17 protein-coding genes are annotated in these 20,138 nt (G+C 62.5%); 6 read left to right on the top strand and 11 right to left on the bottom strand.

From position 1 onward, the window contains the following. Positions 1 to 62 precede the first annotated feature (62 nt). The 4 genes from NKI54_RS11515 to NKI54_RS11500 all read right to left on the bottom strand — a co-directional run bounded on the left by NKI54_RS11515 (position 63) and on the right by NKI54_RS11500 (position 7,373). A complete protein-coding gene (locus tag NKI54_RS11515; RefSeq protein WP_352452207.1) occupies positions 63 to 2,384 on the bottom strand; it encodes a putative bifunctional diguanylate cyclase/phosphodiesterase in 2,322 nt (773 codons plus the stop codon). 152 nt (positions 2,385 to 2,536) lie between these two features. Next, positions 2,537 to 6,016 carry an indolepyruvate ferredoxin oxidoreductase family protein gene (locus NKI54_RS11510; protein WP_352634943.1) on the bottom strand — a complete coding sequence of 1,160 codons (3,480 nt, stop codon included), beginning with the start codon at positions 6,014 to 6,016 and terminating at the stop codon, positions 2,537 to 2,539. Between the two features lie 225 nt (positions 6,017 to 6,241). Next, complete coding sequence (locus NKI54_RS11505) at positions 6,242 to 6,772, bottom strand: hypothetical protein (protein ID WP_352452209.1); 531 nt, start codon at positions 6,770 to 6,772, stop codon at positions 6,242 to 6,244. Next, entirely contained in the window at positions 6,765 to 7,373 is a 609-nt protein-coding gene (locus NKI54_RS11500) for a CGNR zinc finger domain-containing protein (protein ID WP_352454730.1), read from the bottom strand. The genes NKI54_RS11505 and NKI54_RS11500 overlap by 8 nt, the downstream gene beginning before the upstream one ends. Positions 7,374 to 7,513: 140 nt before the next feature. On the opposite strand from NKI54_RS11500, the gene NKI54_RS11495 reads away from it, so the two are divergent. The 4 genes from NKI54_RS11495 to NKI54_RS11480 all read left to right on the top strand — a co-directional run bounded on the left by NKI54_RS11495 (position 7,514) and on the right by NKI54_RS11480 (position 12,028). Next, a complete protein-coding gene (locus NKI54_RS11495; RefSeq protein WP_023676253.1) occupies positions 7,514 to 8,419 on the top strand; it encodes a branched-chain amino acid ABC transporter permease in 906 nt (301 codons plus the stop codon). A 204-nt stretch (positions 8,420 to 8,623) separates the two neighbouring features. Further along, positions 8,624 to 9,208, top strand: a complete 585-nt coding sequence (locus NKI54_RS11490) for a TRAP transporter small permease subunit (protein WP_352691503.1) — start codon at positions 8,624 to 8,626, stop codon at positions 9,206 to 9,208. Further along, positions 9,208 to 10,986: a TRAP transporter large permease gene (locus tag NKI54_RS11485; RefSeq protein ID WP_352635057.1), complete on the top strand. Its 1,779-nt coding sequence runs from the start codon at positions 9,208 to 9,210 to the stop codon at positions 10,984 to 10,986. The genes NKI54_RS11490 and NKI54_RS11485 overlap by 1 nt, the downstream gene beginning before the upstream one ends. A gap of 16 nt (positions 10,987 to 11,002) precedes the next feature. Next, on the top strand, positions 11,003 to 12,028 hold the full coding sequence (locus NKI54_RS11480; protein ID WP_352691502.1) for a zinc-dependent alcohol dehydrogenase family protein: 1,026 nt from the start codon (positions 11,003 to 11,005) through the stop codon (positions 12,026 to 12,028). Positions 12,029 to 12,415: 387 nt separating this feature from the next. Here NKI54_RS11480 and NKI54_RS11475 read toward each other — a convergent pair whose 3' ends face one another. Next, positions 12,416 to 13,525: a TRAP transporter substrate-binding protein gene (locus NKI54_RS11475; protein WP_023676249.1), complete on the bottom strand. Its 1,110-nt coding sequence runs from the start codon at positions 13,523 to 13,525 to the stop codon at positions 12,416 to 12,418. A gap of 284 nt (positions 13,526 to 13,809) precedes the next feature. Here NKI54_RS11475 and NKI54_RS11470 point away from each other — a divergent pair, with 284 nt between their 5' ends. Continuing rightward, a complete protein-coding gene (locus NKI54_RS11470) occupies positions 13,810 to 14,583 on the top strand; it encodes a gamma-glutamyl-gamma-aminobutyrate hydrolase family protein (RefSeq protein ID WP_023676247.1) in 774 nt (257 codons plus the stop codon). A gap of 14 nt (positions 14,584 to 14,597) precedes the next feature. Here NKI54_RS11470 and NKI54_RS11465 read toward each other — a convergent pair whose 3' ends face one another. The 5 genes from NKI54_RS11465 to NKI54_RS11445 all read right to left on the bottom strand — a co-directional run bounded on the left by NKI54_RS11465 (position 14,598) and on the right by NKI54_RS11445 (position 18,705). Continuing rightward, positions 14,598 to 14,993 carry a hypothetical protein gene (locus NKI54_RS11465; protein WP_031211664.1) on the bottom strand — a complete coding sequence of 132 codons (396 nt, stop codon included), beginning with the start codon at positions 14,991 to 14,993 and terminating at the stop codon, positions 14,598 to 14,600. Positions 14,994 to 15,147: 154 nt separating this feature from the next. Continuing rightward, positions 15,148 to 16,128 carry a 2-hydroxyacid dehydrogenase gene (locus NKI54_RS11460; RefSeq protein WP_023676246.1) on the bottom strand — a complete coding sequence of 327 codons (981 nt, stop codon included), beginning with the start codon at positions 16,126 to 16,128 and terminating at the stop codon, positions 15,148 to 15,150. Beyond that, a complete protein-coding gene (locus NKI54_RS11455; protein WP_023676245.1) occupies positions 16,125 to 17,147 on the bottom strand; it encodes a LacI family DNA-binding transcriptional regulator in 1,023 nt (340 codons plus the stop codon). Before NKI54_RS11455 ends, NKI54_RS11460 begins: the two co-directional genes overlap by 4 nt. 68 nt (positions 17,148 to 17,215) lie before the next feature. After that, positions 17,216 to 18,100: a DMT family transporter gene (locus NKI54_RS11450; protein ID WP_036238364.1), complete on the bottom strand. Its 885-nt coding sequence runs from the start codon at positions 18,098 to 18,100 to the stop codon at positions 17,216 to 17,218. Positions 18,101 to 18,297: 197 nt separating this feature from the next. Then, entirely contained in the window at positions 18,298 to 18,705 is a 408-nt protein-coding gene (locus tag NKI54_RS11445) for a DUF2000 family protein (protein ID WP_352568386.1), read from the bottom strand. A 52-nt stretch (positions 18,706 to 18,757) separates the two neighbouring features. Between NKI54_RS11445 and NKI54_RS11440 the strand changes: the two genes are divergently transcribed. Next, positions 18,758 to 19,630: an AraC family transcriptional regulator gene (locus NKI54_RS11440; protein WP_352691501.1), complete on the top strand. Its 873-nt coding sequence runs from the start codon at positions 18,758 to 18,760 to the stop codon at positions 19,628 to 19,630. Between the two features lies 1 nt (position 19,631). Here NKI54_RS11440 and NKI54_RS11435 read toward each other — a convergent pair whose 3' ends face one another. Continuing rightward, positions 19,632 to 20,114 (bottom strand): MarR family winged helix-turn-helix transcriptional regulator, encoded by a 483-nt coding sequence (locus NKI54_RS11435; RefSeq protein ID WP_254816029.1) that lies wholly within the window; start codon positions 20,112 to 20,114, stop codon positions 19,632 to 19,634. Between the last annotated feature and the right edge of the window lie 24 nt (positions 20,115 to 20,138).

The raw sequence follows: 20,138 nt of genomic DNA, 5'->3' as shown, positions 1-20,138 counted from the left end.
CCGCTCGTTAGGGTTAACAATTAATAAAATTATACTAAAATACGCGGTTTTTCAGCGCGAAGTCAGCGCCGCGGCGCCTTCCTTGCCGTCTGGATGTCCTTGGCGAAGGGCCAGACGGTGCTCGACATCGTCTCGATGCCGGACGCGCTGAGTGCCGACCCGAACAGAAAGCCCTGGACCAGGTCCGGCTTGACCTGCAATGCCAGGATCTTGAGCTGTTCGAAGGTCTCGACACCTTCGACGGTAACCGAAAGTCCCAGCGGCCGTGACAGGTTGACGATGCCCTTGAGCAATTCGAGCGACCGGCTGTTCTGAGTGACATCCATCAGGAACGAGCGGTCGATCTTGATTTTGTCGAGCGGCAGTTTGTGGAGATAGCTGAGGCTCGAATATCCGGTACCGAAATCGTCGAGCGCAATGCGCACGCCGAGCCGCTTCAACTCCTCGATATATTGGCGTGTCAGCGACTTGTCGTCGAGCAGCGCCGTCTCGGTGACCTCGATCTCCAGACGTCCGGCGGAGAGACCGGATTCAGCCAGCGCGTCGCGAACCTTCTGGATGACATCACGGTTGCGGAAATCCTTGGCCGAGAGATTGACCGACACGCTGGTCTGGGCCGGCCATTTGGCGCATTCCGTGCAGGCCGCATGCAGGACGAAGGTGCTGATGTCGGAAATAATCCCCATTTCCTCCGCCAGCGGAATAAAGATACCGGGGGAAATCGGCCCGAGATCGGGATGATCCCAGCGGCACAGCGCTTCGCAACTGGCGATACGCATCGTGCTCATCGCCACGATCGGCTGATAGACCACCCGCAATTCGTTGTTTTCCACGGCGCTGCGCAGGTCCGCCTTCATCAGCTGACGGCTGCGGAAGGCAGCATCCATGGAGGCCTCGAACAGCCGCCAACCGTTCTTGCCAAGCTCCTTGGCCTTGTAGAGTGCAAGGTCGGCTTTGACGATCATGGCGTCAACGTCGGTATCCTTGACCCGCGACAGCACCGCGCCGCCGCTGGCCTGGATGCGTAATCCGTGGCCGGCGACATCGACCTCGCCCTGTAGATTGACAAAGATCTCATCAACCTGGCCGGTCAGGTGGCTTTCATCCTCGATGCGCTCGAAGAAGATCATGAACTCGTCGCCGCCGAAGCGGCTGACGGTGATGCCTGGCCCAGCGACTGCCGCCAGCCGCTCGGCAACGGCGTAGATCAATCCGTCGCCGACCGGATGGCCGAGCGTGTCGTTGACGCTCTTGAAATCATCGAGATCGAGCACCACCAGCCCGCAGAGACGCTCGGGATCCCCTGAGGCCATGGCTTCCACCACCAACTCGTGGAAGTAGGCGCGGTTGGGCAGGCCGGTGAGACTGTCGTAGCGCGCCATGAAGCGGATCTTGTCTTCCGCCTCGACCCGGGCGGTCACATCCTCGAAAGTGACGACGCCCAGTTCCTGGCTGCCTTCGCGCGCCGAAAATTCATAGTGCTGGCCGTTGGTGAGCGAGACCAGGACCTTGCGGTCGCGGCCCTCGCGCAACGCACGCGTCAGCTGGGCTTCGATGTAACGGCAATCTTTCGGCGCCAGCATGCCGCCTGCAGCGCCGCGCATCAGCAGACCGTGGATCGAGCGGCCTAGCAGCGCATCGGCCGATTTGAGCGACATCAGGTGCGCGGCTTCGGCATTGGCCACCGCCACCCGGCCGTCGGGACCCAGCATGACAAGGCCATGCGACATGGTGTTGAGCGCGCGGTTGAAACGCTGCGCGATGCGGTTCGCCTTCTTTTCCTCCGACAGGGCGGTAAACAGGACTTCGCGGACGATGTCGGCGAACCGCTTGATCGCAAACAGAAAAGGGGCCGACATCAGACCGAGGATGATGTGGTAGATATCGCCGCGCAGGATAAAGCCAAGCGATATGGGCCATGTGGTGGTTATGATAAAAATCATAACCATGCGCGGCGACCCATAATTGCGGCCGGCAATCGACGTGACCGATGCCAGAGTGACGCAGACAGAGGCTATTTCGGCATAGTTGTCGTGGCTGTCATTTGCCAGATAGATACTGACGAAACAGAACGCGCCAAGCATGAAACCATGCATCGAACCGAAAATTATGTAATCGTTTTCGCGATCATGGGCTTCTTCCCACGTCGTCGGGGAAGGAAGTCGCCCGTATTTTCGGATGTTGCGAAGGCGCAGAGTACCGACAATGATGAGCCCAGCGGCAACTAGAAGATACGCCAAGTCCATGGTCTTCCAATAGACCAGAATGACGAGGAGTGTCTGCGCAACAAGGCCGATCGACAGCGTGAACCCGTCGCGAAACAGCGTTTCCACGAACGGAATGTAAACGTCGACCGGAATCTCGTTTTTTCGTCTCAGATTCACGCCTGGATCCCAACCCTGGGGAACCCAGCAGTGTCACATTGGCCTTAAGAAAGGTTTAGAGCAGCGGTTCGGGCTCTATTGGCATCCATTGGTGACGCAGCGGAAGCAGGGAAACTACAGTTCAGGTAAACAAGGAGTATCACAGCGCTGAATTATTCGGCGGCTTGAAGTTGCGGCCGCAGCGGCGCCGTCGAGAGGCGGTCGAGCAGACGCTGGCGTTCGCCGGCGGCTTTTTCGGCACTGGCCTGCTTGACGTGGCCAAAGCCGCGGATGAGCGCCGGTACCGAAACAAGCGCGGCAGCAACCTCGATCTTGCCCGGCGCCAGCGCGCCGGCGACAAGCTCCAGGTCGGCTTCATAGAGGGCAAGAAGCTGCCGCTCCATACGCCTCTCGGCGCTGTAGCCGAACAGGTCGAAAGCGGTACCGCGCAGCCCCTTCATCGCCGCCAGCAGGCGGAACCCGTTCATCATCCACGGGCCAAAGCTCGATTTCTTCGGCTTGCCGTCACTGCCGCGCCTGCCCATGATCGGCGGTGCGAGATGGAATTCAAGCTTGCCGTAGCTCTGGAACTGCTTTGCGAGCTCTGCGGCAAAGGAGCCGTCCGTATAAAGCCGCGCCACCTCGTATTCGTCCTTGATCGCCATCAGCTTGAACAGGTTCTTTGCGGCAGCCTCGGTCACCACGGTCGAACCGCGCACAGCATTGGTTTCGGCCTTGCGCAGCGCCGCCAGTCTGTCGGCATAGCGCTTGCCATAGGCGGCGTTCTGATAGGCGGTCAGGAAGGCGACGCGGCGAGCAATTATATCGTCCAGCGTCTCGGCAATGGCGGCATGCTGCGTGGCCTTGCCCGGCTGGGCGAGAAGGCTGCGCACGAAATCCGGCTGGTGGGCGGCGCGGCGGCCCCAGCGAAATGCCGCGATATTCATCGCTACCGCCTCGCCGTTGAGCTCGATCGCCTTTTCGACCGCCTCCGCCGACAGCGGCAAGCCGCCATGCTGGAAGGCGAATCCGAGCATGAACATGTTGGCACCAAGCGAGCTGCCGAACAGCGCGGTGGCGGTGCGGGTGGCGTCGAAGAAATGCGTCCTGTCGTCGCCCGCGGCCGTTCTTATCGCTTTCTTCAGCCGCTCGACGGGCAGCGAGAAATCGGCCGAACGGGCGAACTCGCCCGGCATGATCTCGGCAGTGTTGGCGAGGAAGATGGTATGGCCTTCGCGCACCGCGGCCAACACCTTCTTGGCACCCGAAACGACGAGATCGCAGCCGAGCACGAGATCGGCCTTGCCGGCCGATACCCGAATGGCGTGGATGTCGTCCGGCGTGCGGGCGATGCGGACATGGGTGAACACCGAGCCGCCCTTCTGGGCGAGGCCGGCCATGTCGATCATGCCGCAGCCCTTGCCTTCCAAGTGCGCGGCCATGCCGAGCACCGCGCCTATTGTGACGACGCCGGTGCCGCCGACACCGTCGATGATCGCCGCCCAGCCTTGTTCACCGAGCGTAAATTGCGCCGGCGCCGGCACCCCCGCGAGCGGGTCGGCCGCGCCGGCTATGCCTTCGGCTTTCCTGATTTTGGCGCCGTGGACGGTGACGAAGGAGGGGCAGAAACCGTTGACGCACGAGAAGTCCTTGTTGCAACTCGACTGGTCGATCTTGCGCTTGCGGCCGAATTCGGTCTCGACCGGCTGGATCGAGACGCAATTCGACTGCACGCCGCAATCGCCGCAGCCTTCGCAGACCAGCTCGTTGATGAAGATACGCTTGTCGGGATCGGGGAAGGTGCCGCGCTTGCGGCGGCGACGCTTCTCGGCGGCGCAGGTCTGGTCGTAGAGCAGCACCGAGACGCCTTTGACCGAACGCAACTCGCGCTGGACGAGATCGAGGTCGTCGCGGTGATGGATGGTGGCGCCGGCGGGAAATTCCACCTTGCCGGTATATTTGTCCGGCTCGTCGGTGACGATGGCGATGCGCTCCACGCCCTCGGCGCGCACCTGCCTTGCGATCATGTCCACCGTCAGGCCGCCCTCGTGCGGTTGCCCGCCGGTCATCGCGACGGCGTCATTGTAGAGGATCTTGTAGGTGATGTTGGCGTCGGTCGACAGCGCGAAGCGGATCGCCAGCACACCCGAGTGGTTGTAAGTGCCATCGCCCAGATTCTGGAAGATGTGCTCGCGCTTCGAGAACGGCGCCTGGCCGACCCACTGCGCGCCCTCGCCGCCCATGGCGGTGAAGCCGACGGTGTTGCGGTCCATCCACAGCGCCATGAAATGACAGCCGATTCCGGCGGCGGCGAGCGAGCCGTCCGGCACCTTGGTCGAGGAATTGTGTGGGCAGCCGGAGCAGAAGAAGGGCGTGCGCGAGGCGATGTCTGACGTGTCGGCCAGCATCGCCTGGAACTGGCGCAACTTCGCCACCCGCGCGGCGATTTCTTCCGACGGGCCGATCGTTCGCAAAATCCTCTCGCCGAGCGCGATGGCAATATCGTTGGGGTCGAGCGCGCCCTTGGCCGGGAACAGCCAGTCGCCGCGCTCGTCCTTCTTGCCGACGATGATCGGCTGCGTCGCGGTGCCGTAAAGGTTCTCGCGCAGTTGCACCTCGATCAGCGAGCGTTTCTCCTCGACGACGACGATGGTATCGAGGCCGCGAGCAAAGTCGGCGATGTGCTGCAGGTCGAGCGGCCACGGGCAGCCGACCTTGAACAGCCTGATACCGATGCGACTGGCGGCCGCTTCGTCGATGCCGATATCCTCCAGCGCCTGGCGAACATCGAGATAACTCTTGCCGATGGTGACGATGCCAAGCTTGGCGCTGCTGCCGCCCGAATAGACGATCCGGTTCAGCCCATTGGCGTGGATGAAGGCCGAAGCGGCGGCGCGCTTGTGTTCATGCAGCCGCTCCTCCTGGCCGAGCATGTCGATCTCGTTACGGATATTGAGGCCGCCGGGCGGCATGTCGAAGTCCGGCACGATGATGTTCAGCCGTTCGAGCGCGGCATCGACCGAGGCCGTCGATTCGATGTTGTCCTTGACGCATTTGATCGCCGCCCAGGTGCCGGCAAAACGCGACATGGCAAAGCCGTAGAGGCCGTAGTCGATGATCTCCTGGACGCCGGCCGGATTAAGGATCGGCACCATGGTGTCGACGAACAGGAACTCGGTGGCATGCGCGTTGGTCGAGGATTCGGCCATGTGGTCGTCACCCATCAGGGCCAGCACGCCGCCATGTTTCGACGACCCGGCGAGATTGGCGTGGCGGAACACGTCGCCGGAGCGGTCGACGCCCGGACCCTTGCCGTACCAGACCGAAAAAACGCCGTCATGGGTACCCTCGCCCAGCAATTCGGCCTGCTGCGAGCCCCAGCAGGCGGTGGCGGCGAGCTCCTCGTTGAGACCGGGCTGGAAGACGATGTCCGACTGCGCGAGCTGGTTCCTGGCCTTCCACAGCTGCATGTCGAGGCCGCCGAGCGGCGAGCCGCGATAGCCGGAGACGAAACCGGCGGTGTTCAGGCCAGCCCGGCGGTCGCGCTCGCGCTGCATCAGAAGCATGCGGATGACTGCCTGGGCACCCGACAGGAAGATGCGCTCCTTTGCCAGGTCGAACTTGTCGTCGAGCGCGACATTGTGCAGCGTCATCAGGCATTTCCTGTGCGGAGGCCGCGCCTGGTGGTGCGCGGCCAACGTCGGAGTCGAGTGCCCACAGTCTTTCTTCCCTTGCCGGGGAGGTCAAACAAAATCGAAGGTGCCAGGCGGTCCGCAACAAACGATCCGTGCGCGGCCGTGTAGCGCCACGAAACGCCTGTCGGGGAGGATGGCCGAGCATGAAAAATTCCGGCGGCGGTCAGTGCCGCTGGTGATGCATCATGCAGCCTTTGGGCAACTGGGCTTCGGTTCACCGGGCAGCTTGCCGTCGACATGGCCGGCCAAGTCCTTGTTGAGCTCGTAGACTGGCCCGACCACCAGAGGCCGGTCGGGCAGGACCGACTGGTCGAGCGAGGACGTCAGAGTGGTCGCGAAACTCTGCAGCAACTTGCCGCTGGAATCCTCGATGCGGATCGACACCGCATAGGGCTTGTCCTTGACAACGCAGGTAAGCGGCGGGCTGGTGAGCGTCACATGCGGCAGCTTCGGCCATATTTTCTGGGTGACGATGATCGGATCACCACCGGCCGGGTTCTGGAAGGAGACCACAGCGACCTGCCCCTCACCCACCGGCCGCAGCGGATTGAGGGTGATGACATAGGTGGCGATACCCAGCCGGTAGTTGAACTCGAACAGCTTCCCGGAAATGGCGAACAGCTGGTCCTTGCCGGAATCACGGCAGGCGCCGAGCGCGGCCGCCGCGAACAACGCCGCGACGACAATCATCGCGCGTGAGAATCTTCTAGACATTGGTGACCTCCCTGGCCGCGGTCCGGCGGCGATAGTGTCGGTTTGCCTTCTGGCGGTTGCCGCACACCGCCATGTCGCACCAGAGGCGGCTGGAATTGCGGCTTTTGTCGACAAACAGCCAGCTGCAGTTCGGACATATCCGCAGCCTGGCGATGGTGTCGCTACGCAGCAGCGACAGCGCCGAGACCGCAAGCGCGGCCTCGAAGGCAATCGGCGTCGCCGGATCACCGAACGGTTTTCCAGGCGTGCCGATTTCGGTGCGGCTATGAGCAAGGCCATCGGCGCAGGCTTCCAAGAATTTCGGCATATCGCCGGTCGCGATCGCACCTTTCGATACCGCGCCGCGAAACAGCCGATCGGTCGTCTCCCGGATCGACAGCACCACCGGTGCGATCTTTTCAGGCGCCGGCGCTACGAGCCGCCTGCCGCCGAGCTCGGCGGCGCGAAAGGCACTCGCGGCTTCGGCAAAGCGGGCGATCTCGGCCGGATCGTCGAAACGGTCGAAAGTTTTCTTCGGATCGTTCCGCAAAACGACGGTGTTCGCCGTATCGAGCGCCAGCATGCCACCGGTAAAGCGGTGCGGAGTCCAGGATACTGTCATATGGCGAATCTAACTGATAACTCGCGTTTGACAAGTTAGATTCCGGGTGCAACGCTCGTCACTGAGGCGATCGCCGTACTGAGAATATCGTTCGTCCCAAACCTCTGCCCCGATTGCGGGGCATGCATAGAGGGTCTTGCATGCTCTATTTCTTCCAGCAGGTTCTGAACGGGCTGCATTCGGGCGCGCTCTACGCATTGCTTGCCTTCGGCTACGTGCTGACCAATGGCATCCTGCACCGTACCAATCTTGCCTATGGCGCGCTGTTCGCCTTTTGCGGGCATACGATGATCCTCACCGCGGCGTTCGGCTATCAGGCGCTGTGGCTGACGCTGTTTGCATCGGTCGCGCTCGGCGTAGCTGCGGCATTCCTTTATGCGGCGCTGCTCAGCCATGTCCTGTCGCGAAGTATCTTCGAACCGCTGGCCGACCGCTCGCCCAACGCCATCGTGGTGACGACGCTCGGCATATTGCTGGTCTTGTCGGAAGCCAGCCGCATCGCCGCCGATACCCATGACCTATGGTTGCCGCCAATGCTGGCCCAGACCATCGTCTTCGCGCAGAATGCCAGCTTCAAGGCGACGTTGACGCTGATCCAATTGCTCGATTGCGCCGCCGTACTGGCGGCCATAGCGCTGGCTGCTTGGGGCTTCGCATATTCGAGCTTCGGCCGGAGCTGGCGCGCCGTATCCGACGATCCCAAGGCGGCTGCGATGTGCGGCGTCGATGTCCGTGCGGTGTTTCGGCGTGCGGTGCTTTTCGGCGGCCTTTGCGCGGCACTGGCCGGCGTGCTCGCCGCCTTCTACTACGGTAACATCAGCTTCGGCACAGGGTTGGTCTACGGGTTGAAAATCCTGTTCGTGACCGCAGTGGGCGGCTATCTTTCGCCTTTGCGGGCGGCACTGGGCGCCGCCGCTTTCGGCATGGCCGAATCGCTATGGGCCGGCTATTTTCCGCTCGAATGGCGGGACGGCTGGATGTACCTGTTCCTCGTCGCCATGCTTGTGCTGATCGGCGCCGGCCGCGACCAACAGAAGATCGCCTGAGCCGCACCCGACTTTGCTTGAGTGAAAGCGCCGCATGTCCTTGGACATGCAAAGGACGCGGCAGCATTTTGCCGCCCGTCATCTCACAACTGTGTTTATGCGGGCTGTCCCGTGTTGACCCGCCGGACCACGCACTGCATACCGTTGGTCCACAGCGACGCGACGGACAGGGAACCGCCGCGCTCTGACACAAGGGAGGAATGCATGGCAGGGCTTCTCGCTCTTTCCAGAACCATTGACCGTTTGAACGAATTCATCGGCAAATGGGTTTCGTGGCTGATCCTGCTGGCGATCCTGGTAAGCGCCGCCAACGCCGTCATCCGCAAGGTGTTCGACATGTCCTCGAACGCCTGGCTGGAATTGCAATGGTATCTGTTCGGCGCCGCCTTCATGCTGGCCGCCGCCTACACGCTGAAGCAGAACGACCATATCCGCATCGATATCGTCTACGGCATGTTCTCGCGCCGCGTGCAGCACTGGATCGACCTTTTCGGTCACGTCTTCTTCCTGATGCCGTTCGTGACGTTGATGGTGGTCTATTTCGTTCCCTATGTGTCGCTGTCGTATCGCAGCGGGGAGATGTCGAACAATTCCGGCGGGCTGATCATCTGGCCGGCGAAGGCGATCCTGCTGGTCGGCTTTCTTCTGCTCGCGCTGCAGGGCATTTCCGAAATCATCAAGAAAATCGCCATCATGCGCGGTCAGATGGACGATCCCACTCCGTTCATATCGGTGCATGAGCAGGCCGAACTCGAAGCCAAGGCGCTCGTCGAAGAGGTGCGCTCGTGATCGAGTTCATCGCCCAGAACATGGCGCCGATCATGTTCGCCTCGCTGGTCGTCTTCCTGCTGATCGGCTACCCCGTCGCCTTCTCGCTCGCCGCCAACGGCCTGATGTTCTTCTTCATCGGCGTGCTTCTGTCGCCCTATTCGGGCGGCTCGATCAATCTCGCCTGGCCGTTGCTGCACGCGTTGCCGGATAATTTCTATGGCAGCCGGGTGATGTCGAACGATACGCTGCTGGCGATCCCGTTCTTCACCTTCATGGGCATCGTGCTCGAACGATCCGGCATGGCCGAAGACCTGCTCGACACGATCGGCCAGTTGTTCGGACCTGTCCGTGGTGGCCTCGCCTATGCCGTGATTTTCGTCGGCGCGCTGCTCGCCGCGACGACCGGCGTGGTGGCGGCCTCCGTCATTGCCATGGGTCTGATTTCGCTGCCGATCATGCTGCGCTACGGCTACGACCGGCGGCTGGCATCCGGCGTCATTGCCGCGTCCGGGACGCTCGCCCAGATCATCCCGCCGTCACTGGTGCTGATCGTCCTGGCCGACCAGCTCGGCCGCTCGGTCGGCGATATGTATAAGGGAGCGCTGATCCCCGGGCTCATTTTGACCGGCATCTACATGCTCTACATCCTGCTCATGTCGATCTTCCGGCCGAAGTCGATGCCGGCCCTGCCGCTGGAGGCCCGCACGCTCGGCCACGGCGCGCTGTCGCTGCTGGCGGCGCTGCTGGCGGCGGTGGTGGTTTCCTATGCGGCGTATCGCTACCTTGCGCCGAACCATGGCGGCAACGCCGATATCCTCGGCGCCACCATCGGCGTCATCTTCATCTATGTCGTCGCGATCGTCGACCAGCGCCTGAAGATCAACCTGATGTCCAGACTGGCACAGCAGGTGATCATCGTGCTGATCCCGCCGCTGGCGCTGATCTTCCTGGTGCTGGGCACGATCTTCCTTGGCATCGCCACGCCGACGGAAGGCGGCGCCATGGGCGCCGTCGGCGCGCTGGCAATGGCGGCGATGAAGGGGCGGCTGTCGCTCGACGTGGTCAAGCAGGCGCTGGCGTCGACGACCAGGCTGTCGTCCTTCGTTCTGTTCATCCTGATCGGCGCGCGGGTGTTCTCGCTGACCTTCTACGGCGTCAATGGCCACATCTGGGTCGAGCACCTGTTGACGTCGCTGCCGGGCGGTGAAGTCGGTTTCCTGATTGGCGTCAACATCCTCGTCTTCGTGCTCGCCTTCTTCCTCGACTTTTTCGAGCTTGCCTTCATCATCGTGCCGCTTTTGGCGCCAGCGGCTGACAAACTCGGCATCGACCTGATCTGGTTTGGCGTGCTTTTGGGCGTCAACATGCAGACCTCCTTCATGCATCCGCCCTTCGGCTTCGCGCTGTTTTATCTGCGCTCGGTCGCCGCGCGCGTGCCCTATCTCGACCGACTCACCGGCAAGCAGATCGCGCCGGTCACCACAGGGCAGATCTATTGGGGCGCAGTGCCCTTCGTCTGCATCCAGGTGATCATGATCGGCCTGACCATCGCCTTCCCGCAGATGGTGATGCACTACAAAGGCACTGTCGTCGATCCTGGCACCATCAACTACCAGGTGCCGGAAACGCCTGGCATCGGCTTGTCGCCGCTTGGCACGCCGCCAGCCAACGGCGGCACTGCCCCGGCCTCACCTTCCACACCGGATTTGTCGCAGCCGCCGAGCTTCGACGAAAAGCCGCCCGCGAAACCGGCGGCGCCGGCAATTGATCTGTCGCAACCACCGAGTTTCAACTGAGGAAGGCCCGGCAGCCATGAAGGCGGTTCGGTTGGAGCGAATGGGCAGCCTCGCCGTGTGCGAGGTCGAGAAACCGACCGCCGGGCCGAACGATCTGCTGGTGCGCATCGAGGCGTGCGGCGTCTGCGGCACCGACAGGCATCTTTTCCATGGTGAATTCCCGTGCACGCCGCCGGTGACGCCCGGGCATGAATTCTCCGGCATCGTCGAGGCGGTCGGACCTGCCGTATCCGGCTTTTCGGTCGGCGACCGCGTCACCGGCGATCCCAACATTGCCTGTGGCCGATGCGAGCATTGTCAGGCCGGCCGGGTCAATCTCTGCGGCAATCTACGCGCCATCGGCATCCATCGCGATGGCGGCTTTGCCGAATATCTTGTCCTGCCGCAGAAACAGGCCTTCGTCTTGCCAGGCGATCTGAAGCCTACGCATGGTGCTTTCTGCGAGCCGCTCGGCTGCTGCCTGCATGGCGTGGACCTTGCCGCGATCAAACCAGGCTCGTCGGTCGCGGTGCTCGGCGGCGGCGTGATCGGCCTGCTCACCGTTCAGCTGGCAAAGCTCGCCGGTGCGACGACCATTATCTTGTCGACCCGTCAGGCCTCGCGGCGGGCTCTTGCCGAGCAATTTGGCGCAACGGCGACGCTCGATCCCAGCGCCTTCGATGTCACCGATGCGATCGTCGGCCGGTCGGGTTTGATGCCGGGCGGCGTCGACGTGGTGTTCGAATGCGCCGGCGTGAAAGACACTGTTGAGCAGGCGATGCGGCTGGCCAAAGCGGGCGGCACCGTCGTCGTCGTCGGCGTGATGCCGCAAGGCATGAAAGTGGCGTTCGAACCGTTCGATCTGCTGTTCCGTGAGTTGAAGGTCCTGGGTTCCTTCCTCAACCCCTTTACCCATCGCCGGGCCGCCGATCTTATCGCCTCGGGGGCGATCGAAGTAGATCGGCTGATATCACGACAAGTCAGCCTCGACGAGGCGGTGGCGATCATTGCCAACCCGCCGGCGCCAGGTGAGGTCAAAGTCCTGGCAGTGCCTCAGAGCTGATCCATCGGGCCAGTTGCCACCGGCAGGCTTCGCGGTTCTGCGTCGCATCGATGGCTTCATCCTCAATCTGATAAAGCCGGGCTGATGAAGCCGGGGAAAGGCGACCCCGCCACCTATGGCGACGCCGGCTTACAACCGGGTGAGGTCCAGCAACTGATGCGTGGCCGCATCAAGTCGACAGTGTTCTATTGCCATGCTCCGGGCGGGAATACCGGTGGAAGTCAGTGCGTCCGAGGCTGACAGGAAGGAACACGGGGCGTGCTCAGGGTCCTTTGACAAGAACCACGTCTTCCTGGAGCGGAATGCATTCAAATAAAACCGGGCATCCGCTTTGTTTTAGCCCATTTCTGCGACGCCGAGTGGAGCCACTCGGCGTCGCAGAATGTTCTAGAGCTTGGCATTGCGCTGCTGGACCATCATGAAGGTGTCATAGTTGTACTCGGCCACCTGCGCCCAGAGATAATGCTCCTTGCGGAACGCCTTGATCGAATCCCAGATCTTCTTGAACGGCGCGTTCGAGGCTTCCATCTCGGCATAGACTTCGTTGGCCTTTTCGAAACAGGCGGCCATGATCTCCTGGCTGAACGGGCTCAACTTGGCACCGCCGGCAACCAGCCGCTTAACCGCCGCCGGATTGAGATAGTCGTATTTCTGCAGCATGTTGGCGTCGGCCGCTTGAGCGGCAGTATGCACCAGCGACTTGTAAGCCGGCGAAAGTTCGTCGTACTTCGCCTTGTTGAACATCAGATGGACAGTCGGTCCACCTTCCCACCAGCCGGGATAGTAGTAATAGGGCGCAACCTTGTAGAAGCCGAGCTTCTCGTCGTCATAGGGGCCGACCCATTCGGCGGCATCGATCGTGCCTTTTTCCAGCGCCGGATAAATGTCGCCACCGGCGATCTGCTGAGGAACCACGCCGAGCCTTTGCACCACTTTGCCGGCAAAACCACCGATACGCATCTTGAGGCCGGAAAGGTCGGCGACCGTTTTGATCTCCTTGCGGAACCAGCCGCCCATCTGCACGCCGGTATTGCCGCCCGGCAGCCCAAACAGACCCTGCGTCGCCAGGAACTCGTTGAACAGATCGATGCCGCCGCCATGATAGTGCCAGGCGTTTATGCCGCGCGCGTTGAGCGAAAACGGAACCGCCGCTCCCAGCGCCCAGGTCGGGTCCTTGCCCCAGTAATAGTATGCCACGGTGTGGCAGGCCTCGACGGTGCCGGCAGTGGTGGCATCGGCGGCCTGCAGGCCGGGAACGAGTTCGCCGGCGGCGAAGACCTGGACCTGGAAGTTGCCGTCGGTCGCCTCCGACAGCATCTTGGAAAACACTTCGGCGCCGCCATAGATCGTATCGAGCGACTTCGGGAAGGACGACGCCAGCCGCCAGGTCACTTTCGGATTGGACTGGGCGATGGCCGGCGCGGCAAGTGTCGCGGCAGCGGCCGCGGCGCCAACGCCGGCGGTGCCGGCCTTGCGGATGAACGAACGACGATCCATGAAGTTCCTCCCTTTTGGATCCACTGACCGACATTCGGGACACTTCGGCGCCCGGATCGGCTTCGAGCCGACAATACACAGGCAAGGAGTCGAGTCCAGCACGGCAGCCCGGTTTGAGCGGCGCATTTCGGGGAAATTCACGGCGTTGGGGCAGATCTTGCAACTATAGTCTAAGGTCGATTAACTGGCCTACGCGACACGCCGAAACTTGCCATGGAAATGCGCCTTCGGATCGCCTATTTTGCAGGCAGATAATTCGTTGCACCCGATGGGATCCGGACCAAATGCACCAGCCGCTCGTCGCCGTATCGACCGATGTCCGCCAGTTCGACAATTACACCTGGCATGCCGCGCCACAGCAATATCTCGAAGCGGCGCTTTCGGGTGCAGGCGTGTTCCCGCTGCTGGTACCGTCCTTCGGCGACCGGCTCGACTTCGACGAACTGCTTTCCGCCGTCGACGGCGTCATGGTCACCGGTTCCAAATCGAACGTTCATCCCTCGCTCTATGGCGGTGACGCCAGCGAAGCCAATGGTCCTTACGACTCCGCCCGCGACGCGACGACGTTGCCGCTGATCCGCCGGGCGGTGGAGCGCGGGGTGCCATTGCTCGCCATCTGCCGCGGCATCCAGGAGATGAATGTGGCGCTGGGTGGCACGCTGGCCACCGAAATCCAGGAACGCGCCGGTTCGCTCGATCATCGTGCGCCGGCAAGCGACAATCAGGACGAACGCTTCGCCATCCGCCAGAGCGTGGCGATAAAACCCGGCAGCTGCTTGGCCGGGGTCTTCGGCGCCGGCGACATCATGGTCAATTCGGTGCATCGCCAGGCCATCGGCCGACTTGGCCCAAAGCTGCAGGTCGAAGCGGTCGCCGCCGACGGCACCGTCGAGGCGGTTTCGGTGCGCGATGCACGGGCTTTCGCCGTCGGCGTCCAGTGGCATCCCGAATACTGGGTCAAATCGGACAGTATCTCGGTAAAGATATTTCGCGCCTTCGGCGATGCTGTACGTCTGCATCAGGCGGCGAAATCGGGTGCGCGCGCAGCCGCGGAATAGTCCTGCCGCGCTCGCTAGTTGCCGGCCGACGCCAGCGTCAGCAGCGGCAGCGCCGGCGCGTAGGATTCGTAACCATCGCCGTCGGCGACTGAGAACATGACGATCGGATCGGTGCCGTTGGCGCTGAGGGTGACCGTGCCGTCATCCTGCTCTCGCCAGAACTTCGCCTGCTCCACGCCGGGCAACACCCGGCGGCAATTTGCTGCGACCGTCAACAGCGACAGGCCTTGCGAAATCTCGGCGCCGCGGCTGACCGCACAAGACCCCTCGTCGCCATGGGCTACCAGCCTGTAGTTGCCGGATGAAGGCGGTGACTCACTGGCCGCACGGCTTTCACCGCTACCGGCGTAAAACAGTTGGGCGCTGCCGAACAGTACAGCGACAGCCATCAATGCAGGAAGCGTCTTCATCCTGGTTCTCCGCGCATTTCAAGCGCGCCGGTTCGAAGAGATCAGGGAGGCGCGCTTCCTCTTGCTGTCATGTCCTGTCAGGCGGACAGACACTGCGAAGGGACCAGAATGATTCCGAAGGGTTAAGCTGAAGTTAATAGATATGGCAGCCCGCTTACGGCCTTGCCTTGACATTTGCCGTCTCCGGCACCGGCGTCAGCGCCTTGCGCTGCGAAAACCACGAGACCAGATTTTCGACGCACAGGTCCGCCATGGCGCGGCGGGTGTGCTGCGAGGCCGAGCCGACATGTGGCAAAAGCGAGGTGTTGGGCGCGGCAAGCAACGCCGCTGGCACATTCGGCTCGTCGGCAAAGACGTCTAGCCCGGCAGCGGCGATGCTGCCGCTGGCAAGTGCGGCGGCAAGGGCTGGTTCGTCGACCGTGCTGCCCCGGCCGATGTTGACAAAGACGCCGTTCCGCCCAAGAGCCGAGAGAATTTCGGCATTGACGGCCTTTTCCGTCGAAGCCCCGCCGGGCGCCACCGAGATCAGTGTGTCGACCGCCTCGGCGAGACCTTTCAGCGTCGGGTGATAGTCATAGGACAGGCCTTCGACGCGGCGCCGGTTGTGATAGGCAATGGGCAGCCCAAAAGCGTCGAGCCGGCGGGCAATGGCGAGGCCGATGCGGCCCATGCCAAAGATACCGACTTGGCGCCCGCGCAAGGTCAGCCGGCTCAGCGGATAGTTGCCGTTGCGCAGCCAGCTTCCGTCGCGTAGCCAGGCCTCGGCGCGCGGCAGTTCGCGGATGGTATTGATCAACAGGCCGAGCGCCGTATCGGCGACCTCTTCGGTCAGCACATCCGGTGTGTTGGTGACCATGATGCCGCGCCGTGCGGCGTGGCGGACATCGACCGAATCATAGCCGACGCCGAAATTGGCGATAATCTCGAGCTTTGGCAGCGCGTCCATCAACGCGGCGCTTATGCCGCCAAAGGCGGCTATGCCGCGCACCGTAAGGCGCATCTCGTCGGTGACCAGCGACGGATCGGCGCGTTCGATCCGGACGCGGCTGAACACCCCGTCGATGCGGCCGACCGCATGATCGTTGAACTGGCCCGGCACCAGAATGGCGACAGCTTGCTGTTTGGTTTTTGTCATGCACGTTCCACCGGTTTGCCGGTCGACTGGCGCACATGCAGTTCCGGCTTGATCAGTTCCTGCGACGGCCGCACCGTCTGTCCGTTGAGTTTGTCGAGCAGCGCGCTGGCGGCGCGGCGGCCAACCTCGCGCTGGCCGTTCCAGACGGTGGTTAGCGCAGGCGTCGCGATCGCCGCCTCCTCGAGGTCGTCATAGCCGGTAACAGAGATGTCGATGCCCGGCACCAGCCCGGCGCGCGCAATGCCGTTCATCAGGCCGATGGCGACGAGGTCGTTCCAGCAGCAGGCCGCGGTCGGCCTGTCCTTCAGCGCCAGGAACTGCCCGGCGGCCTCGAAGCCGGCCTGCTTGGTGCGTGGGCCGGCGATGCGCCAGGACGGCCTGACCTCAAGCCCTGCCGCCTCCATGGCGTTGACATATCCCTGATAGCGGTCGCGGCCGGTCGAGGTCTGGTCGGTACCGCCGATCATTGCGATGCGCTTGTGGCCAAGCGAGATCAGATGATTGGTAGCAAGCCCGGTGCCATAGGCATCGTCGCCGCGAAACACCGGCACGTCGGCACCTTCGACGGTGCGTGCAATCAGCACTGCCGGGAGACCGTTCTCCTCGGCCATGATTATGTCTTCGGGCGGTGTGCCGATGGCCGGCGACATGATGACGCCGTCAGCGCCGAGCTGCAGAAGCGTGTCGATGAAGGTGCGTTGTTTCTCGAGTTGGTCGTAGTGGTTCGACAGGATGAAGGTTTGCCGGCTGCGGTCGAGTTCGCTCTCGATCGAACGCAATATCTCGGCAAAGAACGGGTTCATGATGTCGTGGACGACGACGCCGACTATGCCTGAGCGCGAGGTGCGCAGGCTGGCGGCGCGGCGGTTGTAGATATAGCCGATGGCGCGGGCATGTTCCTTGATGCGGTCGCGGGTGCCGCCGGCGACCAGCGGGCTGTCGCGCAAGGCCAGCGAGACCGTGGCCGTGGACACGCCGAGCGCATCCGCGATGGTGGAAAGCTTGATCTTCTGTGCCAGCGCCCTGCGCTCCCGAAGCAATTTAAACTGTTTAAAGGCCGGCTCTTATGCCATCGATCCCGCGCAAATCAAAGTTTTTTTGCCAGCGCTTCCGCCTCCGCGTCCAGCGTCGCGCGGTTGCGCACACGAAGCCGGTGCTCGCGGTGGACGATGTAGAGGCCGCTGGCGACGATGACTGTCGCACCGGCCAGCGTCCAGCGGTCGGGAAACTGGTTGAAGACGATCAGGCCGGAGATGATCATCCAGATCATCTGCGAATAGGGATAGGGGGCCAGGGCCGTGGTGGTGGCAAGGCGATAGGCCTGCACAAGAAGCCAATGGCCGATGGCGCCGAAGACGCCCAGCATCAGCAATATGAACCAGTGCCAGCCATCCTGCGGCAACGAAAGCGAAAACGGCAGTGTCGGCAGCAGCAGCACGGCCGGCGCCAGCGCCGAAAACAGGATGAGGCTTTCCGAGGTTTCCGTCGCCGACATGCGGCGCGTCATGATGACGTAGAAACTGTTCGATAGCATCGAGCCGAGCGCAAAGAGATGGCCGACGCCAAAAACCCCGATGCCCGGCCGGGTGATGATGAGGACGCCGACAAAGCCGCTCATGATCGCCAGCCAACGCCGCCAGCCGGCCCATTCCCCTAGCAACGGACCGGCAAGCGCGGTGATCACCATCGGGCCGAAGAAGTAGATCGAGGTGGTTTCCGCCAGCTGCAGCGTCCGCAGCGCGAGAATGTTGCATATCGTCGATCCGAACAGGAGCAGACCGCGCGTGAGATGCGCCGGCAGGTTGGCGGGACGAAAGCGCAGCGGCTCACGCCATCCGTGCAGAAAGACGCCGACGATCAGCACATGGACCGCGAAGCGGGTCCAGGCGACGATCAGCGCCGAGACGCCGGCCAGCACAAGGTACTTGCTGCTGGTGTCGAGGAAGGTGAAAAACACATAGACGGAAAGCATGCACAGGATCGCCGCCGGCGATGTCGCGCTTTCGTCTTGTCTTGGGGGAGCATTCAATTTCAGGCCGGACGGGAAGCAAGGCGGTCCCTCACCAATGCGGCAATTGTCGCCTGCGGGCAAGCCAAAACAGTCTGGCACAACGACAGCCGCCGACAGGCTCAGTTTGTTTCCCAGTGGCCGACCTAGTGGCCGACGACTCAGGCGTGCATGCGGGCGCCCTTGGTGATCTTGTCGACGAGCTTCTTTTCGGCGCGAAGCGCGATGCCGACCACCTTGGCATCCTCCGGCGCAAATTCGGCAAAGACGGCGCGGTTGGCCAGATCATACCCGGTCGAAAACATATCCTCGACATAGAGCGAAACCGTCACACCACGCTCCAGCGCCCGCCGCTGGATCGCGCCGAGCGTCTGGCCGTCCGCCGAAAGCACGATGACCGGCTGGATCGACAGCGGGTTGTAGATATTGCCGGCGCGATCACGGTAGGGGTCGCCGATAATGTCGGGAAATTGCGCGACGATGCCGCTGGTCAGAAAGGCGGTGACATTGAGCTTTTGCCAGACGGGAAGATCATCCTTGAGCACGATTGCAAATTTCGTATCGAACATGCGACAGTTTCCAATCCGAAAAGGGGGCCAATCCGAGGCTGCGAGTGAAGCGATGGCGCACGATCTAGACCGGGAAGCCTTTCAGGGTCTTGGACGTTTGTGCGTGGATGCAGCCGAGAACTGCATCGTACCGGCACCCGGTGCTGCCGGGATGGAACGCATCGAGGCCCGGTTCCACGGCAATGCCTTCGATCTCCATCGCCACGACACCTATGCGATCGGGGTGACGTTTTATGGCGTGCAGCGCTTCCGCTATCGCGGCCAAACGCATCAGAGCCTGCCTGGCCAGATCATTATCCTTCATCCCGACGAACTGCACGATGGCGGTGCCGGCACCGAAGACGGCTTGCGATACAGAATGCTCTATTTGGAGCCGTCCCTGATGCTCGATTGTCTCGGCGGCGGATCACTACCATTCGTCGGGAATGCCGTGGTGACAGACCGCGATCTCCGGGCGACGCTGCTTTCCGCGCTCGGGCCGTTGAATCAGGAACTGGACGAGCTGTTTGTCGTCGATTTCATGACGCAGCTTATGCAAAGCTTGGCCCGGCACGCCGGTCAGCCGACGAAACCGGTAGCGAAAACTGCGTGGCGCGCCGCCAGCCTGGCGCGCGACTATCTGGAGGAAAATGTCGCGCGGATTGTACGTTCGGATGAATTGGAGGCGATAACCGGATTGGACCGTTATGCCCTGTCGCGGCATTTCCGCGCCACCTTCTCCACCAGCCCGCACCGGTTCCTGTTGATGCGCCGGCTTCAACGAGCCCGTCGGATGATCGAAGCCGACGAGCCGCTGGCGCAAATCGCCATCGCAGCCGGCTTCAGTGATCAAAGCCATTTCAATCGGCATTTCAAGAAGGCGTTCGGCGTCACACCGGGACGCTGGTCGGCACTGACGCGGCAGCCGTCAGCGGCGAACGCGTGAGCTATTCAAGCATCTTGTCCTCGATATCGAGTTCGTCATCCGGGAGCACCATTTCGCCGTTCGACAGGTTCGCCTCGACGCGGGCAAGCAGCTTGAACAGCGCTTTCTGATCCTTCTTGTCGAGACCCTTCAATGCCTGCTTTTCGGTCTTCTTCACAGACTTCTCGATGGCGTGGATGATTTCGCGGCCGGTGTCGGTGAGGAAAATATGCGCCTGGCGGGCATCGGCGGACGAGGCCCGCTTCTCCAGAAAGCCCTGCGCCTGCAGCCGGTTGATGGTCTTGGTGATGGTCGGCGGACGCACGCCGAGGCGGCCGGCAAGGTTGCCGGGCGTCTGCCCGTCCTCGCGGTCGAGCGCCAGCATGATCTGGTCCTGGCCGGCATAGAAACCATGCGCCAGAAGCCGGGCGGCGAGCGCCGTGCGCGCCAGCCGCGCCGCCGAATGCAGCCGGCTCATTGTTGCAGTCTTGTCCGCCTTGGCCATGCTCATCCCTCCTCGGCCGAACCG

Origin of the sequence: Mesorhizobium sp. M0663, assembly GCF_040320585.1 — a bacterium.
In the GTDB taxonomy this organism is placed as follows: Bacteria; Pseudomonadota; Alphaproteobacteria; order Rhizobiales; family Rhizobiaceae; genus Mesorhizobium.
Note: the sequence above shows the minus strand (reverse complement) of the source record. Positions and strands in the feature narration are given on the sequence as shown.

Coding starts and splice junctions, on each gene's coding strand:
- NKI54_RS11510 (WP_352634943.1), bottom strand. CDS start 6,016: ATGACGCTGCACAATGTCGCGCTCGACGACAAGTTCGACCTGGCAAAG.
- NKI54_RS11505 (WP_352452209.1), bottom strand. CDS start 6,772: ATGTCTAGAAGATTCTCACGCGCGATGATTGTCGTCGCGGCGTTGTTC.
- NKI54_RS11500 (WP_352454730.1), bottom strand. CDS start 7,373: ATGACAGTATCCTGGACTCCGCACCGCTTTACCGGTGGCATGCTGGCG.
- NKI54_RS11495 (WP_023676253.1), top strand. CDS start 7,514: ATGCTCTATTTCTTCCAGCAGGTTCTGAACGGGCTGCATTCGGGCGCG.
- NKI54_RS11490 (WP_352691503.1), top strand. CDS start 8,624: ATGGCAGGGCTTCTCGCTCTTTCCAGAACCATTGACCGTTTGAACGAA.
- NKI54_RS11480 (WP_352691502.1), top strand. CDS start 11,003: ATGAAGGCGGTTCGGTTGGAGCGAATGGGCAGCCTCGCCGTGTGCGAG.
- NKI54_RS11475 (WP_023676249.1), bottom strand. CDS start 13,525: ATGGATCGTCGTTCGTTCATCCGCAAGGCCGGCACCGCCGGCGTTGGC.
- NKI54_RS11470 (WP_023676247.1), top strand. CDS start 13,810: ATGCACCAGCCGCTCGTCGCCGTATCGACCGATGTCCGCCAGTTCGAC.
- NKI54_RS11465 (WP_031211664.1), bottom strand. CDS start 14,993: ATGAAGACGCTTCCTGCATTGATGGCTGTCGCTGTACTGTTCGGCAGC.
- NKI54_RS11460 (WP_023676246.1), bottom strand. CDS start 16,128: ATGACAAAAACCAAACAGCAAGCTGTCGCCATTCTGGTGCCGGGCCAG.
- NKI54_RS11450 (WP_036238364.1), bottom strand. CDS start 18,100: ATGCTTTCCGTCTATGTGTTTTTCACCTTCCTCGACACCAGCAGCAAG.
- NKI54_RS11445 (WP_352568386.1), bottom strand. CDS start 18,705: ATGTTCGATACGAAATTTGCAATCGTGCTCAAGGATGATCTTCCCGTC.
- NKI54_RS11440 (WP_352691501.1), top strand. CDS start 18,758: ATGGCGCACGATCTAGACCGGGAAGCCTTTCAGGGTCTTGGACGTTTG.
- NKI54_RS11435 (WP_254816029.1), bottom strand. CDS start 20,114: ATGGCCAAGGCGGACAAGACTGCAACAATGAGCCGGCTGCATTCGGCG.